This is a genomic window from Aureimonas sp. AU4 (assembly GCF_001463765.1).
Classification (GTDB): domain Bacteria; phylum Pseudomonadota; class Alphaproteobacteria; order Rhizobiales; family Rhizobiaceae; genus Aureimonas.
The window spans coordinates 1-13,667 of the sequence record NZ_BBWK01000073.1; the positions used below are offsets into that span (position 1 = coordinate 1).

At 71.0% G+C, this 13,667-nt stretch carries 17 protein-coding genes and 1 pseudogene; 11 read left to right on the plus strand and 7 right to left on the minus strand.

What is annotated here, in order from left to right; all coding sequences use genetic code 11:
• Positions 1–964 (plus strand): annotated as a pseudogene (locus tag AUL35_RS22650) (hypothetical protein); the annotation flags it as partial.
• Positions 965–1,327: 363 nt separating this feature from the next.
• On the plus strand, positions 1,328–1,759 hold the full coding sequence (locus AUL35_RS18715) for a MucR family transcriptional regulator (protein WP_062017673.1): 432 nt from the start codon (positions 1,328–1,330) through the stop codon (positions 1,757–1,759).
• A 76-nt stretch (positions 1,760–1,835) separates the two neighbouring features.
• On the opposite strand, the gene AUL35_RS18720 is transcribed toward AUL35_RS18715, so the two are convergent.
• Together AUL35_RS18720 and AUL35_RS18725 are read right to left on the minus strand one after the other, a co-directional pair.
• On the minus strand, positions 1,836–2,087 hold the full coding sequence (locus tag AUL35_RS18720) for a DUF2312 domain-containing protein (protein WP_062017675.1): 252 nt from the start codon (positions 2,085–2,087) through the stop codon (positions 1,836–1,838).
• A 106-nt stretch (positions 2,088–2,193) separates the two neighbouring features.
• Positions 2,194–2,508, minus strand: coding sequence for a DUF1244 domain-containing protein (locus AUL35_RS18725; protein WP_062017677.1), 315 nt, complete (start codon positions 2,506–2,508; stop codon positions 2,194–2,196).
• A 188-nt stretch (positions 2,509–2,696) separates the two neighbouring features.
• Here AUL35_RS18725 and AUL35_RS18730 point away from each other — a divergent pair, with 188 nt between their 5' ends.
• Both AUL35_RS18730 and pyk read left to right on the plus strand, forming a co-directional pair.
• Positions 2,697–3,161: a DUF1036 domain-containing protein gene (locus AUL35_RS18730; RefSeq protein ID WP_062017679.1), complete on the plus strand. Its 465-nt coding sequence runs from the start codon at positions 2,697–2,699 to the stop codon at positions 3,159–3,161.
• Entirely contained in the window at positions 3,158–4,594 is a 1,437-nt protein-coding gene (pyk, locus tag AUL35_RS18735) for a pyruvate kinase (RefSeq protein WP_062017681.1), read from the plus strand. The genes AUL35_RS18730 and pyk overlap by 4 nt, the downstream gene beginning before the upstream one ends.
• A gap of 30 nt (positions 4,595–4,624) precedes the next feature.
• Here the strand turns inward: pyk and AUL35_RS18740 are convergent, their stop codons facing one another.
• The 5 genes from AUL35_RS18740 to AUL35_RS18760 form a co-directional block, all read right to left on the minus strand.
• On the minus strand, positions 4,625–5,233 hold the full coding sequence (locus tag AUL35_RS18740; RefSeq protein ID WP_062017683.1) for a tetratricopeptide repeat protein: 609 nt from the start codon (positions 5,231–5,233) through the stop codon (positions 4,625–4,627).
• 85 nt (positions 5,234–5,318) lie between these two features.
• Complete coding sequence (gene ykgO, locus AUL35_RS18745) at positions 5,319–5,444, minus strand: type B 50S ribosomal protein L36 (RefSeq protein WP_062017685.1); 126 nt, start codon at positions 5,442–5,444, stop codon at positions 5,319–5,321.
• A 154-nt stretch (positions 5,445–5,598) separates the two neighbouring features.
• A complete protein-coding gene (locus tag AUL35_RS18750; RefSeq protein WP_156418073.1) occupies positions 5,599–6,681 on the minus strand; it encodes a 5-(carboxyamino)imidazole ribonucleotide synthase in 1,083 nt (360 codons plus the stop codon).
• On the minus strand, positions 6,671–7,135 hold the full coding sequence (purE, locus tag AUL35_RS18755) for a 5-(carboxyamino)imidazole ribonucleotide mutase (protein ID WP_062017754.1): 465 nt from the start codon (positions 7,133–7,135) through the stop codon (positions 6,671–6,673). The genes AUL35_RS18750 and purE overlap by 11 nt, the downstream gene beginning before the upstream one ends.
• A 23-nt stretch (positions 7,136–7,158) precedes the next feature.
• On the minus strand, positions 7,159–7,362 hold the full coding sequence (locus tag AUL35_RS18760) for a YdcH family protein (protein ID WP_062017756.1): 204 nt from the start codon (positions 7,360–7,362) through the stop codon (positions 7,159–7,161).
• A gap of 311 nt (positions 7,363–7,673) precedes the next feature.
• Here AUL35_RS18760 and AUL35_RS21725 point away from each other — a divergent pair, with 311 nt between their 5' ends.
• The 7 genes from AUL35_RS21725 to AUL35_RS18790 all read left to right on the plus strand — a co-directional run bounded on the left by AUL35_RS21725 (position 7,674) and on the right by AUL35_RS18790 (position 13,663).
• A complete protein-coding gene (locus tag AUL35_RS21725; protein WP_082666456.1) occupies positions 7,674–7,847 on the plus strand; it encodes a YdcH family protein in 174 nt (57 codons plus the stop codon).
• Positions 7,848–8,064: 217 nt separating this feature from the next.
• A complete protein-coding gene (locus tag AUL35_RS18765; RefSeq protein ID WP_062017760.1) occupies positions 8,065–8,727 on the plus strand; it encodes a thiamine phosphate synthase in 663 nt (220 codons plus the stop codon).
• Positions 8,728–8,731: 4 nt separating this feature from the next.
• Positions 8,732–9,745, plus strand: a complete 1,014-nt coding sequence (locus tag AUL35_RS18770) for a tetratricopeptide repeat protein (RefSeq protein WP_082666457.1) — start codon at positions 8,732–8,734, stop codon at positions 9,743–9,745.
• A 171-nt stretch (positions 9,746–9,916) separates the two neighbouring features.
• Positions 9,917–10,762: an inositol monophosphatase family protein gene (locus AUL35_RS18775; protein WP_062017687.1), complete on the plus strand. Its 846-nt coding sequence runs from the start codon at positions 9,917–9,919 to the stop codon at positions 10,760–10,762.
• Positions 10,763–10,890: 128 nt separating this feature from the next.
• On the plus strand, positions 10,891–11,937 hold the full coding sequence (locus AUL35_RS18780; RefSeq protein WP_062017688.1) for a hypothetical protein: 1,047 nt from the start codon (positions 10,891–10,893) through the stop codon (positions 11,935–11,937).
• Between the two features lie 5 nt (positions 11,938–11,942).
• A complete protein-coding gene (locus AUL35_RS18785) occupies positions 11,943–12,977 on the plus strand; it encodes a peptidoglycan -binding protein (RefSeq protein ID WP_062017690.1) in 1,035 nt (344 codons plus the stop codon).
• On the plus strand, positions 12,974–13,663 hold the full coding sequence (locus tag AUL35_RS18790; protein WP_062017692.1) for a YafY family protein: 690 nt from the start codon (positions 12,974–12,976) through the stop codon (positions 13,661–13,663). The genes AUL35_RS18785 and AUL35_RS18790 overlap by 4 nt, the downstream gene beginning before the upstream one ends.
• The last annotated feature ends 4 nt before the right edge of the window (positions 13,664–13,667 follow it).

Consider the following 13,667-nt stretch of genomic DNA (forward strand, 5'->3'; position numbering starts at 1 on the left):
CGCGGAGGCCGCGCCGGTTCCGCCCAAGCGCGCCACCACGCTGCCCGCCGGACTGCCCATGCCCGAGCGCGACTCCTTCGACGGCACGGCGCCCGCTCGCGCGACGCCGCCCGCCGGCATCCCGGCACAGGAGCCCGAGGTCCAGGTCGCGGCCCTTGCGCCCGGCCGGGTTCCGGTTCCGACCTTCGTCGCCAACCGCCCGGCGCCGGCCGGCGGCGCCGCCCCGCCCGCTCCCCCCGCCGAGCTGCCCAGCCAGCTCGTGGCGGAGATCGAGGAGCAGGAGGTCGCCCCGTCCGCGCCCGGACAGCTCGCCTACTCGGTTCCCATGCCGCGCGAACGTCCGCCCTTCGAGGCCGTGCTGCGAGCCAGCGCGCCCGCTCCCTCGGAGTCCCTGGTTGCAGCCCTCGTTTCCCCGACGCCTCGTCCCGGCCTGAACGCGCCCGGCGCCGCCGCTCCGGCGTCGGACCTGACGCCCGAGGCGATCATCGCCGCCTCCGCGTCGCTCGAGGCGCCCGCCGCCAGCCGCGCCGCCCATGTCGCCGCCTCGCCCATCCTGGCGGCGGTCGTGGCACCCGCCCCGCGCGCCGTCGGCAAGCCCGTGCAGATGGCCTCGCTCCAGCCGTCCGCCGCCGCCGCCACCCCGGCGCCGGTCCGCTCGGGCAAGGGTGGACGCGTCGTCGGCGATACGGCCGTCCAGCCGCGCAGCGCTGCGCGTTCCAGCACGGTCACGCCGGCCTCCGCTCAGGCGATCGCGCGTCGCATCGAGATCGCCTCGCTGATCACCGCGCCCGAACGCCGCGCCATCGAGACCCCCATGGCCCGTCCCGTGGCCGACGGCCTGATCGCCGACCGACCGGACACGGTGTTCGACCGCGGCTTCACGCGCAAGAGCATGATGCCCTCGGCGTCGGGCCGCTTCGAAGGCAAGGCCGTGAACTTCCTGCCGGTGCGAAAGCTCGACTGACCGGTCAGGTCCGACCCACGATCCCGAGGCCCGTTGCCCCGCGCAGCGGGCCTTTTTCGTGATGGTCCCCGCGCTTGCGGGCAGGGGGTCGCATGCGCCGCGCCGTCCGCTACTTCAACCCCGTCCGCTACTCCACCCCTTCTTTGAACTGCCGGTTGTTTGCCGGGCTTGCGAAAGATAGCGCGGTATCTGTGGATGATGCGCCGGGGCCAAATAGTTGACACAAAGTATCGCCGTCTTACATGTCTTGCGGAACTTGCCGCCCCACTTGAGTCGCGGCAGAAACAGCCGTCTCGAAGCGACGCCGACATTTGCCCAAGACCGCGTGCGGCGCCAAGGCGCCGTCGCAGCTAAGGAAGACTGATGGATACGATCGAAAACACGGACGGGCGGGACGCGTTGATGGAACTGACGGCCGATGTCGTGGCCGCCTATGTCAGCCACAACTCGCTGCCCACGTCCGACCTGCCGACCCTGATCCGCGACGTCTACGCGGCTCTTGACCGCGCCGGGCCGGAGCCCGTCGTGCCCGAGCCCGAGAAGCCGCGCCCGGCGGTCCCGGTCAAGAAGTCCGTCACCGACGACTACATCGTCTGCCTGGAGGACGGCAAGAAGTTCAAGTCGCTGAAGCGTCACCTCATGACGCACTACAACCTATCGCCCGAAGAATATCGCGAGAAGTGGGATCTGCCGGCGGACTACCCGATGGTCGCCCCCAACTACGCGGCGGCGCGTTCGCGTCTCGCCAAGCAGATGGGCCTCGGCCACAAGCGGCGTCGCGGGGCGCGCGCCTGACGCGCGGCCGAAAGCCTCACCGATACGAAAACGGGCGCCCTCGGGCGCCCGTTTTCGTTGCGGGAGATTTTGTCGTTCAGCTCATCATGCCGAGCGCCTGCAGGTAGAGATCGAGGATCGCCTCCTGCTCCTGGCGCTCATTGGCGTCCTGCTTGCGCAGCGAGATCACCTTGCGCAGCACCTTGGTGTCGAAGCCCGTTCCCTTGGCTTCGGAATAGACGTCCTTGATGTCGTCGCTGATCGTCTTCTTCTCCTCCTCGAGGCGCTCGATGCGTTCGACGAAGGAGCGGAGCTGGTCCTGTGCGACTTCCTCGGTGGCGTTGGACATGGGGTGATTCCTCGATTGGGCAGAAGGCGGACGAAGGGGTCTGGGCGGGTGGCAATCGCGGCCGCGCCCTTATCCCCTTTGATGCCGTGGAATGGTTTCCGCTCCGTTACGAGCCGCCCTCGTGCGGCTTGCGCGCCTCGAAGGCGGCCAGCGCGTCCGGGCTCGCCTCGCGCTGGTAGCGGTCGCGCCACTCGGCATAGGGCATGCCGTACACGATCTCGCGCGCCTCCTCCTTGCCGATCGGAGCACCGCCGTCTCGTGCGGCGGCGTCCGCATACCAGTTCGACAGGCAGTTCCGGCAGAAGCCGGCGAGGTTCATGAGGTCGAGGTTCTGGACGTCGGTGCGCGAGCGCAGGTGGTCGCGTAGGCGGCGGAACACGGCGGCCTCGAGCTCGATCTGGCGCTGGTGGTCGTCGGACATGGCGCGTCTCCTCGCATGGGGGATTTTCTCTCCCGCCATATCGGCGCGTGCGACGCGGCGCGCAAGCAAGGGGAGGGGGGAGGCCTTGCGTCCGGATGCGGCTTGCGGCCCGCTTCGCCATGCTTTGCCCCAGTTCGGCTCTGTGGCAGAAGAGCGTTCACCGCCCAGCCGTCAGACGAGGACCATCCATGCCCGCCGCTCCCCCGTTCCGCCGCTTGCCTGCCCTGGCGCTGGGTGCCGTCCTGGCGGGAGGCTTCCTCGCGCTCGCCGCGCCCGGCGAGGCGCGCGCGGATTTTCGCGTCTGCAACGGGACGCAGACCCTGGTCGGCGTGGCGGTCGGCCAGCGCACCGCGGAAGGCTGGGTGTCGGAGGGCTGGTGGCGCATTCCCGCCACGACCTGCCGCTCGGTGGTCGAGGGCGAGCTCAACTCGCGCTACTACTATCTCTACGCCGAGGACGCCGAGGGGCTCGGCCGCTGGGCCGGCACGGTCGACCTCTGCATCGCCGAGAACGAGTTCAAGATCGTGGGCGTGAAGGATTGCTTCGCTCGTGGGTTCCAGAAGATGGGTTTCCGGGAGTATGACACCGGCGGACAGGGCAGCTGGATGGTTCAGCTGACCGAATCCCCCCGCGAAGGTGCCGAGCAGCCATGAAACGCAATCGCCGCGTCAAGATCCTAGCCACGCTCGGGCCGGCCTCGGCCGACGAGGGCATGATCCGCAAGCTGCACGAGGCGGGCGCCGACGCCTTCCGCATCAACATGAGCCATGCCGACCACGACCTGATGCGCGAGCTCGTCGCCCGCATCCGGCGCGTGGAGACCGCGGTCGGTCACCCGATCGCGATCCTGGCCGACCTGCAGGGACCGAAGCTGCGCGTCGGCAAGTTCGCTGACGGCAAGGTCGATCTCAAGGCCGGCGACGAGATCACGCTCGACGACAATCCCGAGCCCGGCAACGCCAGCCGCGTCTACCTGCCCCATCCCGAGATCCTCGAGGCCGTGAAGCCCGGTCACCGGCTTCTGATTGACGATGGCAAGCTGCAGCTCGTCGCGGTCGCCTCCGACGGCCGCTCGATCCGCTGCCGCGTCGTGGCGGGCACGCGCATATCCGACCGCAAGGGCGTGTCGCTGCCCGACACCACGCTCGCCACCGGCGCGCTCACCGAGAAGGACCGGCGCGACCTCGACGCCGTGCTCGCCGAGGACGTCGACTGGATCGCGCTCTCCTTCATCCAGCGCCCCGAAGACCTCGCCGAGGCCCGCAAGGTCTCGCGCGGCCGCGCCGGCCTCCTGTCGAAGATCGAGAAGCCGCAGGCCGTGGAGCGCCTCGACGAGATCATCGAGCTGTCCGACGCCATCATGGTGGCGCGCGGCGATCTCGGCGTCGAGATGCCGCTGGAGCAGGTGCCCGGCATCCAGAAGCGCATCACGCGCGCCGCCCGCCGCGCCGGCAAGCCGGTGGTGGTCGCGACGCAGATGCTGGAATCCATGATCACGGCGCCCGTGCCGACCCGCGCCGAGGTGTCGGACGTCTCGATCGCCGTGTTCGAGGGCGCCGACGCCATCATGCTGTCGGCCGAGTCGGCGTCCGGCGACTATCCGGTCGAGGCGGTCGCCACGATGGACCGCATCGCCCGCGAGGTGGAGAAGGACCCGCTCTATCCCGGCATCATCTTCGCCCAGCGCCCCGCCGCCGAGGCGACGGGCGCGGACGCGGTGTCGCTCGCCGCGCGCCAGATCGCCGAGACGCTGAACGTGGCGGCGATCGTCACCTACACCGCGACCGGAACGACGGGCCTGCGCACCTCGCGCGAGCGCCCGCAGATCCCGATCATCGCGCTCTCGCCGATCCTGGGCACGACGCGCCGCCTGACGCTCGCCTGGGGCCTCGACTGCGTCCATACCGAGGACGCGACCGACCTCGACGAGATGGTGGACAAGGCGTGCCGCATCGCGGTCCAGCAGGGCATCGCGCGGGCGGGCGAGCGCATCATCGTGACGGCCGGCGTGCCATTGAGGACGCCCGGCGCCACCAACATGATCCGCATCGCCTATATCGGCTCGGACGGTCTCAGCTCGATCTGAGGCAAAGGGGCAGGCGGTCCGGGCCTCGGGTCAGGCCGGCTGTCCCGCCAGTTCGTCGGAGATGCGCAGGACCGCGTCCTGCGCCTCCTTGAGGGCCGGATAGACCGCGAGTGCGCGGGCAAAGGCGTCGAGCGCCTGCCGGTTTCGCCCGAGTTCCTGCTGCATGGCGCCAAGGCCCATCAGCGCGCCGAAGTGCCGGGGCTCGCGCTTCAGAACCTCCTCCACGTCGCGGATCGAGGCGCCGTACCGGTTCGCCGCGTAGTGCAGCGTGGCGCGGCGATTCCAGGCTTCCGCAAAATCGGGATCGAGCACGATCACCTGATCCAGAAGGTCGAGCGCGGCCGCCTCGTCCTTCTTTCCCATCGCGGTCGCGGCCCGGTCCATCAAGAGGTCGACCGTCGCGCTGCCGCTCTGCGACCAGAGCGCCTGGATGCGCTCGGCTATGGCCTTGGCCTTATCGGCGTCGGGCTCGCGCTTCAGCTCCACGAACAGGGCGTCGAGGCGCTCCTGCCGGCTCGGCTCGGGCTTGGTCGGGGCGGGGGCTGCGGGAGGCTCGGCCGCGGGCGCGGCGGCCGGCTGGGCGAGGGCGGCCGGGCTGCCAAGAAGAAGGGCGGCGAGAGCAAAAGAAAAGGCGCGCATGGGAGACGAGGTTATCGCCTCCCAGCGCGCCGTCCAGTGCAAAATGCGGTGATGCGGGCCGCGCGGTGCGCGGCCCCGTGTCGCCTCAGCCCTGGCGCGCCTTGTAGCGCGGGGCTTCCTTGTTGATGATGTAGATGCGGCCCTTGCGGCGAACCATGCGGTTGGCGCGGTGGCGGCCCTTCAGCGACTTCAGCGAATTCTTGATCTTCATGGCTCTCGACCGTCGATGGCTGCGACGTTCGGATGCGAAAACGCCCGCGCCGCTCAACAAAAAACGCGCCTCGGACAAGGCGCGCGACCTGGGCGTTCGATACAGGCGGGAGCGCGGTCCTGTCAACCGGTCCGCCCCGCCGCCCGCAGCGAAATCAGGCTCGCGACAGGGGCAGGAGGCGGGTCCAATGGCCCATCTTGCGTCCCGGCCGGGCCTCGGCCTTGCCGTAAAGCGTCAGCATCACGTCCGGCTCCGCGAGGAGGGCCGGGGCGCGCTCCACCTCGTCGCCGATGAGATTCTCCATCACGCAGTCCGAGTGGCGCGCACCCGAGCCGAGCGGCAGCCCGGCGACGGCGCGGATATGCTGCTCGAACTGCGAGACGCAGCAGGCGGCCTCGGTCCAATGACCGGAATTGTGGACGCGCGGAGCGATCTCGTTGACGAGGAGGCGACCGTTCGCGGCCACGAAGAACTCCACGCCGATGACGCCGACATAGCCGAGCTGCTCCAGGATGCGGTCGGCGATCCCCATCGCCTCGGCGGCGAGCGCGGGGGAGGTGGCGGGAACCGTCGAGCGGCGCAGGATGCCCGCGCCGTGGCGGTTCTCGGCCGGGTCGAAGGCGACGACCTCGCCCGAGCGCGAGCGCGCGGCGATCACGGAGATCTCGCGCTCGAAGGGCACGCGGCCTTCCAGGATAGCCGGAACGGCGCCCAGGCTCTCGAAGGCGCCGTCGGTCGAGGCGTCGCGCGCGATCGTGGCCTGGCCCTTGCCGTCGTAGCCCAGGCGACGCGTCTTCAGGATCGTGTCGGTGCCGAGGTCGAGATGGGCGTGGGCGAGCTCGGCGGGATCGTCCACCGCGCGCCACGGCGCGGTCGCGATGCCGATCCCGTTAAGGAACGCCTTCTCGACCACGCGGTCCTGCGCGACCTCGAGCGCCTCGACGGGCGGAAAGACGTCGCGGGTGCGGGCGAGCGAGCGCATCGGCTCGACCGGCACGTTCTCGAACTCGTAGGTCACCACCGCCGTGCGCCGGCCGAGTTCGGCCAGCCCCTCGCGGCTGTCATAGGCGCCGACGATCACCTCGCCGGCGAGCTGCGCGGCGGGGCAGGCGGGGTCGGGGTCGAGGACGAGGGTCCGGAAGCCGAGCCGGGCGGCGGCCGAGGCCAGCATGCGCCCGAGCTGCCCGCCGCCGACGATGCCGATGGCGGAGCCGAAGGCCAGCGGTTCATGCGTCACGGTTCGGACGCTCCGCCACGGCCTCGCTCTGGCGCTGCCGCCAGTCGTCGAGCCGTCCCGCCAGGGTCTCGTCCGAGAGCGCGAGCACGGCGGCCGCGAGCAGCGCCGCGTTGACCGCACCCGCACGCCCGATCGCGAGCGTTCCAACCGGGATGCCGGCCGGCATCTGCACGATCGAGAGAAGGCTGTCCTCGCCCTTCAGCGCGTGGCTCTCGACCGGCACGCCGAAGACCGGCAGCGGCGTCATGGATGCAGTCATGCCGGGCAGGTGGGCCGCCCCGCCCGCGCCCGCCACGATCACCTTGAAGCCCGCCTCGCGCGCCCCGGTTGCGAAGGAAACCAGGCGCTCGGGCGTGCGGTGCGCCGATACGATCAGCGCCTCGAAGGGGATGCCGAGCGCTTCCAGCGTCTCGGCTGTGTGGCGCATGGTCGCCCAGTCGGACTGGCTGCCCATGATCACCGCGACGGGAGGCGCGCTCACGCGCTGATGTCCGGGATGACCTGATCCTCGAGGTCCTGCAGCCGATCCTTGATCATCAGCTTCTTCTTCTTCATGCGCTGGACCTGCAGGCGGTCGCAGCCCATCGCCTCCATGGCGTTGATCGCCGCGTCGAAATCCGCGTGCTCCTGGCGAAGCCGCGCGAGCGCGAGCCTGATTTCCGCCTGTTCCTGATCCGCCACCAACGTCCCCTCGAACACCGCCGTACAACTCCCCGAGAGCGCGCCGCGAGCATGAGCCCGGAAAGGGGCCCCGGTCGCGGACGGAAATCGCTGCCTGCCGCCCTGCCGGGCCCCGGTCTCCGGGGCTTTCGGGTCGCGCGGCACGCCATCCGTAGAATTCGTCCAACCGTTACCAGCCCGTCGCCGAAACGGGAAGACGGGCTTGAACCTCGTTCGACAGTGCAAACTTTATGTGACACCCTTCCTCCGTCCGGGCCGGTTCCGGCACGTGCGGGAGGCGGGGACGGACGCCACAACAGAGGAGCTCGTACATGTCCTTGGATGCTCACCTTGCGACCCTGGAACAGCGCCATTCCGCGCTCGACGACGAGATCGCCACGGCCCACACCAAGCCGGCGATCACGGATGGCGAGATGCGCGAGCTGAAGCGACGCAAGCTGCAATTGAAGGACGAGATCGAACGCCTTCGGGCGTCCCGCGACTAGGGCGCGGCGAAACCCGTCCGGCGCTCGTAGCGGCGCCGCTGATCGAGATGCATGGCCGAAGCGCGGGCGGTTCCTGCCGCCCGTGCTCCCCACGACATCCCAGGTCCGGGCCCCGGATGCTTGCAGTCGCGCCGCAATCGGGCTTTAGAGCCGATGTGCCGGCTTCGTGGCCGGCCTGCCGTCCATGCCCGCGAACGCGACCACCCGACCGGATCCGATGACCCCCGAAGACTTCATCCGCCCGCGCCTCGTCCTCGATGCGTCCGTCCTGCCCGACGGGCCGGCGGGCGAGGAGCGTCTGCGCGCGGCGCTGGACGCGGGCGACGTCGCGACCGTCGTCTTCTCGGCGGGCGACCGATCGGAGGCCGCGTTCCAGGACCTTTGCGAGGCGCTCGTGCCGATCGTCCAGGAGGCGGGGGCCGCCGCAATCGTCGCCGAGGACACGCGCTGCGCGGGCCGCGTCAAGGCCGACGGCTTCCACACGGGCACGGGAAGCCTGGAGGCGCTGGGCGAGGCGGTCGCGCGCTTCTCGCCGCGCCTGATCGTCGGCGCCTCGGGCTTCACGACCCGGCACGACGCGCTGGAGGCGGGCGAGCGCATGCCCGACTACGTCCTGTTCGGAAAGCTTGGCGCCGACGCCGAGGCCGAGCCTATGCGCCGCAACCTCGAACTTGCCGAATGGTGGGCCGAGATCGTGGAAATCCCCTGCGTCGTGCAGGGCGGTGCCTCGCTGGACACGCTCGAGGCGACGATCGCAACGGGCGCGGAGTTCGTGATGCTCGGCCGCGCCGTGTTCGGCGAGGGCGTCGATCCCGCCGAGGCCGTGGCCGGCGCCAACCGTCTCTTCGACGAGGCGCAGGCCCGCGCCCGGGCGGCCTGATCCGATGCGCCGCGCGCTCGCCCTCTGTCTCTTCCTGTCCTCCCCGGCGCTCGCGCAGGTGCCGGGTCTCGGCGTGCCGCCCGCTCCCCCCGAACCCGCGGCAAAGGCGGAGACCAGCCTGCCCACCCCCTCCGAACCCGCCCAGCCGACCGGCGGCGAGGGCGAGGGGACGGCGGCGGCCGCCTACGGCCTCTTCCAGCGCGGCTACTACCTGTCGGCGCTGCGCATGGCCGAGCCTCTCGCCAATCTTGGCGACGCCTCCGCCCAGACCCTGCTCGGCGAGATCTACGCACGGGGCCTCGGCGTGCCGCGCGACGAGGCGGAGGCCGCGCGCTGGTACGGCGTCGCCGCCAAGGCCGGCGTGCCCGAGGCGCAGTTCCGCTATGCCATGATCCTGATCGAGGGACGCGCCGTACCGCGCGACGACGCCTCGGCGCGCGATCTCATGAAGGCGGCGGCCGATGCCGGCAATCCGCTCGCGGCCTTCAACTACGGGCAGATGCTGATCCAGGCCTCGCCGACCGGCGGCTTCTCGGACGCGCTCGGCTACTTCCGCCGCGCGGCCGAGGCGGGCGTGCCGGATGCGCAATACGCCCTGTCGCAGCTCTACGCCTATGGGCGCGGCATGGCGGCGGCCGACGACGCGCAGGCCCGCGACTGGCTGGAGAAGGCCGCGCGCGCCGGCCACGACACGGCACAGATCGAGCTCGGCATCTGGCTGATCAACGGCCGGGGCGGCCCCAAGGACCCGCCCGAGGGCTTCCGCTGGCTGAAGGGGGCCGCCGAGCGCGGCAATCCCATCGCGGTGAACCGCCTCGCCCATCTCTACAAGGACGGCGTCGGCGCGCCGGCCGACCGCGCCGAGGCCGCCCGCTGGACGGTGCTCGCGCGGCGCGCCGCCAACTCCGACGCCGCGCTCGACAGCTTCTTCCGCACCCTGCCGGAGGCGGATCAGAAGGCGGCGCTAGAGGCGGCCAACCGCACCCCGACAGGGTCTCCCGAGGCCGTCCGCCCTTGAACGTCGCGCGCTTTTGTGGTTCTGCGCCCTTCTGACCCGTCGGCTCGGCCCTGCCAGACGGTCTGGCCTCGCGGGCCGGACCGCTTATCTTGCGTTCGTGCCAGCCGCCGTTTTTCCCTCGTCTTCGGAGCGCCCGCGCGTTCCGCGACTCTGAAAAAGAGCTGATATCCCATGGCCCGTTCGGCGCTGATGAACGTCATGACGCAGGCCGCCACCAAGGCGGGCCGGTCCCTCACGCGCGATTTCGGCGAGGTGCAGAACCTCCAGGTCTCCATGAAGGGACCCGCCGACTTCGTGTCGAACGCCGACCGCAAGGCCGAGGAGATCGTCTACCAGGAGCTCGCCCGGTCGCGGCCCGAATGGGGCTTCCTGATGGAGGAGCGCGGCGCGGTGGAGGGGCGCGACCCGCAGCACCGCTGGATCGTCGATCCGCTCGACGGCACCACCAATTTCCTTCACGGCATCCCGATCTTCGCGGTCTCGATCGCGCTGGAGCGCGATGGGCAGATCGTGGCGGCCGTGATCTTCAACCCCGTGCAGGACGAGCTCTACACGGCCGAGCGGGGCGGCGGCGCCTTCCTCAACGACCGCCGCATCCGCGTCGCCGCCCGCACCAAGCTGCACGAGGCGGTGCTGGCGACCGGCATGCCGTTCCTGGGCCACGGCGACCAGGCCCGCTTCCTGTTCGAGATGCGTCGCATCACCGGCGAGACGGCAGGCATCCGGCGCATGGGCGCTGCCTCGCTCGATCTCGCCTACACGGCGGCCGGGCGCTTCGACGGTTTCTGGGAGCGGGAACTCCAGCCCTGGGACATCGCCGCCGGCTCGCTCCTCGTGCGCGAGGCGGGCGGCTTCACGACCGCGACCGACGGCTCGCGCTTCGAGTTCCTGCAGGGCGACATCGCCTGCGGCAACGAGCTCATCCACCGCGCGCTCCTCGCCGAGCTGAAGCACGCCGACAACGCCTTCCGCGCCGGGCGGCAGCCGGCGCCCGCGCCCGTGCCCGAGGCGTCTTGAGGTTCTCGGCCCAGCGCCGCATTCCGCAACATATGCTGGTGGTGAGAGGCGCGCCGGGTTAAAACGGCGCGCTCTGTCCCGCCCGCGCGCCCGCGCGGGTCTCTACGCTCACAGCGGATGATGCGCCGATGCAGGTGGTGAACCCGTCGCCCGAACCCCACCGCCCGGTGCCCGAGCCGGTGGCCGGACGCCTGTCGAGCCCGCTCGTCTATCTTTGGGCGATGCTGGTCTTCCTGGCGCTGGCGGGCTTCGTCGCGATGATCCTCGGGCGTCAGGTCATCGCCGCCTTCCACACCAATCCGGGCCTCAACGGGCTGATCGTCGGCGTCATGACGGTCGGCATCGTCATGGCGCTCGGCCAGATCCTGCGCCTGGCGCGCGAGGTGCGCTGGGTCAACGCCTTCCGCGACGGCCCGGCGGCGGACCGCGTGAAGCCGCCCGTCCTGCTCGCGCCCATGGCCGCGCAGGTCGGCCACCGGCGCGGCCGGCTTCAGCTTCCCACCTCCACCGCCCGCTCGCTTCTCGACTCGGTCGCGGCCCGCCTCGACGAGACGCGCGACGTCGCGCGCTACCTCGTCGGCCTCCTCGTCTTCCTCGGCCTGCTCGGCACGTTCTGGGGCCTGCTCACGACGATCGGCTCGATCACCTCCACGATCCAGTCGCTGGACCCGGGCGCGGGCGACGCCGCGACGGTCCTGAACTCGGTGAAGAACGGCCTGTCGGCGCCGCTGTCGGGCATGGGCACGGCGTTCTCCTCCTCGCTCTTCGGCCTGTCGGGCTCCATGGTCCTCGGCTTTCTCGACCTGCAGGTCGGCCGGGCGCAGAACCGGTTCTACACCGAGCTGGAGGACTGGATCGCCTCGGTGACGGAAGCCGAGGCGCCTGCGCTCACCGGCGGCGCCGTCGCCCTCGCCTCGGCCGTGCCGAACGGGGCGGAGGAGTTCCGCGTGCTGGCCGACCGGATCAACCGGCTCGTCCTCGAGCAGACCACGAGTCCGCGCACCTCGGCCGCCATGGCGAGCCTGGCCGAGAGCATCCAGGGCCTCGTGCAGCACATGCGCTCCGAGCAGCAGCTCCTGCGCGACTTCGTGGAGGCGCAGGCCGGCGAGCAGCGCGAGGTGCGCCGTGTCCTGGAGCGGCTGAACGCGTCGCTCTCGGCGCCCGAGCGGACGTAAGGCCGGTGGCTCTGTCCCGCCGGCGCGCGCGGCGCGAGATCGATTACTGGCCCGGCTTCGTCGACGCGCTCTCGACGCTGCTTCTCGCCATCATGTTCCTCCTGTCGGTCTTCGTGATCGCCCAGTTCCTGCTCAGCCGCGACCTGTCGGGCCGCGACACGGTTCTGGAGCGCCTCAACTCGCAGATCGCCGAGCTCAACCAGCTGCTCGCGCTGGAGCGCTCCAACTCCACCGACTTCCAGGACCAGATCGCCGCCCTCCAGGCCTCGCTCGCCTCGACGCAGAGCGAGCGCTCGCGCCTCCAGGCGGCGCTGGACGAGGGGCGCGCCGCTGCGGGGGCCGGCACCGGGGGAGCGCCGAGCGTCGGCGACCTGCAGGCGCAGGTTCAGAGCGAGCAGGCGGTCTCGGCCCAGGCGCGTGCCCAGATCGATCTCCTTAACCAGCAGCTCTCCGCGCTGCGCCAGCAGATCGCCGCTCTGGAGGACGCGCTCGGAGCGTCGGAGTCTCGCGACCGCGAATCCCAGACGCAGATCGCCGACCTCGGCCGTCGCCTCAACGTCGCGCTTGCCCAGCGCGTCCAGGAACTGGCGCGCTACCGCTCCGACTTCTTCGGGCGCCTGCGAGAGATCCTGGCCGATCGCGAGAACATCCGCATCGTGGGCGACCGCTTCGTGTTCCAGTCCGAGGTCCTGTTCGCATCGGGCGCCGACGTCCTGCAGGCGGCGGGCCAGGACGAGATGCGCAAGCTCGCCGAGGCGATCGTCCAGCTGAACCGAGAGATTCCGTCTGACATCAACTGGATCATCCGCGTCGACGGCCATACCGACAACGTCCCGGTCTCGAGCGGGCGCTTTGCCGACAACTGGCAGCTGTCCACCGCGCGCGCGGCGGCCGTGGTGCGCTTCCTGGTCCAGAACGGCGTGCCGGCCAACCGGCTGGCGGCGACGGGCTTCGGCGAGTTCCAGCCGCTGGTGGCTGGCGACACGCCCGAAGACCGCGCGCGCAACCGCCGCATCGAGCTGAAGCTCACCGAGCGGTGAGCGGCGGGAGGGCCGCGCGCCTCCTCGACCTCGTGGAGATCCTGCGCCGCCATCGACGACCCGTGGCGGGCGTGGCGCTGGCCGGCGAGCTCGGCGTCAGCCTTCGCACGCTTTATCGCGACGTCGCGGTGTTGCAGGGGCAGGGTGTGCCGGTCGAGGGCACGGCGGGTCTCGGCTTCGTGCTGCGCCCCGGCCTTACCCTGCCGCCCCTGATGTTCGACGAGGACGAGATCGATGCGCTGGTGCTCGGGCTGCGCCTCGTCGCGCGCCGCCTGCCGGACACGCTCGGGTCCGGGGCGGCCGGCGCGCTGGCCAAGATCGAGGCCGTTCTGCCCGCGAAGCGTTCGCCCGACGCGGTGCAGCTCTTCGCCGACGGCGCGAGCGCTCAGGATCACGCCTGCCTCGCCGCGATCCGCGAGGCGATCCGGGCGGAAGAGGCGCTCACGCTGCGCTACACCGACGGGAAGGGGGAGGGATCCGAACGGATCGTCTGGCCGATCCTCGTCGGCTTCTTCGACGCGGCCGAGTTGCTCGCAGCCTGGTGCGAGATGCGCGGCGACTTCCGCCATTTCCGGCTCGACCGCATCGCCGGGGCCTATCGCGCCGGCCACCGCATGGGCCGACGTCACCGCGTGCTCCTGTCCGAATGGCGGCTGATGCGCGAGGCGGAGGCCGCCGGCTGCTGACACG

Bases quoted from the DNA above. Each gene is read 5' to 3' on its own strand.
- AUL35_RS18715 (WP_062017673.1), top strand. From the start codon at position 1,328: ATGGATACGATCGAAAACACGGACGGGCGGGACGCGTTGATGGAACTG.
- AUL35_RS18720 (WP_062017675.1), bottom strand. From the start codon at position 2,087: ATGTCCAACGCCACCGAGGAAGTCGCACAGGACCAGCTCCGCTCCTTC.
- AUL35_RS18725 (WP_062017677.1), bottom strand. From the start codon at position 2,508: ATGTCCGACGACCACCAGCGCCAGATCGAGCTCGAGGCCGCCGTGTTC.
- AUL35_RS18730 (WP_062017679.1), top strand. From the start codon at position 2,697: ATGCCCGCCGCTCCCCCGTTCCGCCGCTTGCCTGCCCTGGCGCTGGGT.
- pyk (WP_062017681.1), top strand. From the start codon at position 3,158: ATGAAACGCAATCGCCGCGTCAAGATCCTAGCCACGCTCGGGCCGGCC.
- AUL35_RS18740 (WP_062017683.1), bottom strand. From the start codon at position 5,233: ATGCGCGCCTTTTCTTTTGCTCTCGCCGCCCTTCTTCTTGGCAGCCCG.
- ykgO (WP_062017685.1), bottom strand. From the start codon at position 5,444: ATGAAGATCAAGAATTCGCTGAAGTCGCTGAAGGGCCGCCACCGCGCC.
- purE (WP_062017754.1), bottom strand. From the start codon at position 7,135: ATGGGCAGCCAGTCCGACTGGGCGACCATGCGCCACACAGCCGAGACG.
- AUL35_RS21725 (WP_082666456.1), top strand. From the start codon at position 7,674: ATGTCCTTGGATGCTCACCTTGCGACCCTGGAACAGCGCCATTCCGCG.
- AUL35_RS18765 (WP_062017760.1), top strand. From the start codon at position 8,065: ATGACCCCCGAAGACTTCATCCGCCCGCGCCTCGTCCTCGATGCGTCC.
- AUL35_RS18770 (WP_082666457.1), top strand. From the start codon at position 8,732: ATGCGCCGCGCGCTCGCCCTCTGTCTCTTCCTGTCCTCCCCGGCGCTC.
- AUL35_RS18775 (WP_062017687.1), top strand. From the start codon at position 9,917: ATGGCCCGTTCGGCGCTGATGAACGTCATGACGCAGGCCGCCACCAAG.
- AUL35_RS18780 (WP_062017688.1), top strand. From the start codon at position 10,891: ATGCAGGTGGTGAACCCGTCGCCCGAACCCCACCGCCCGGTGCCCGAG.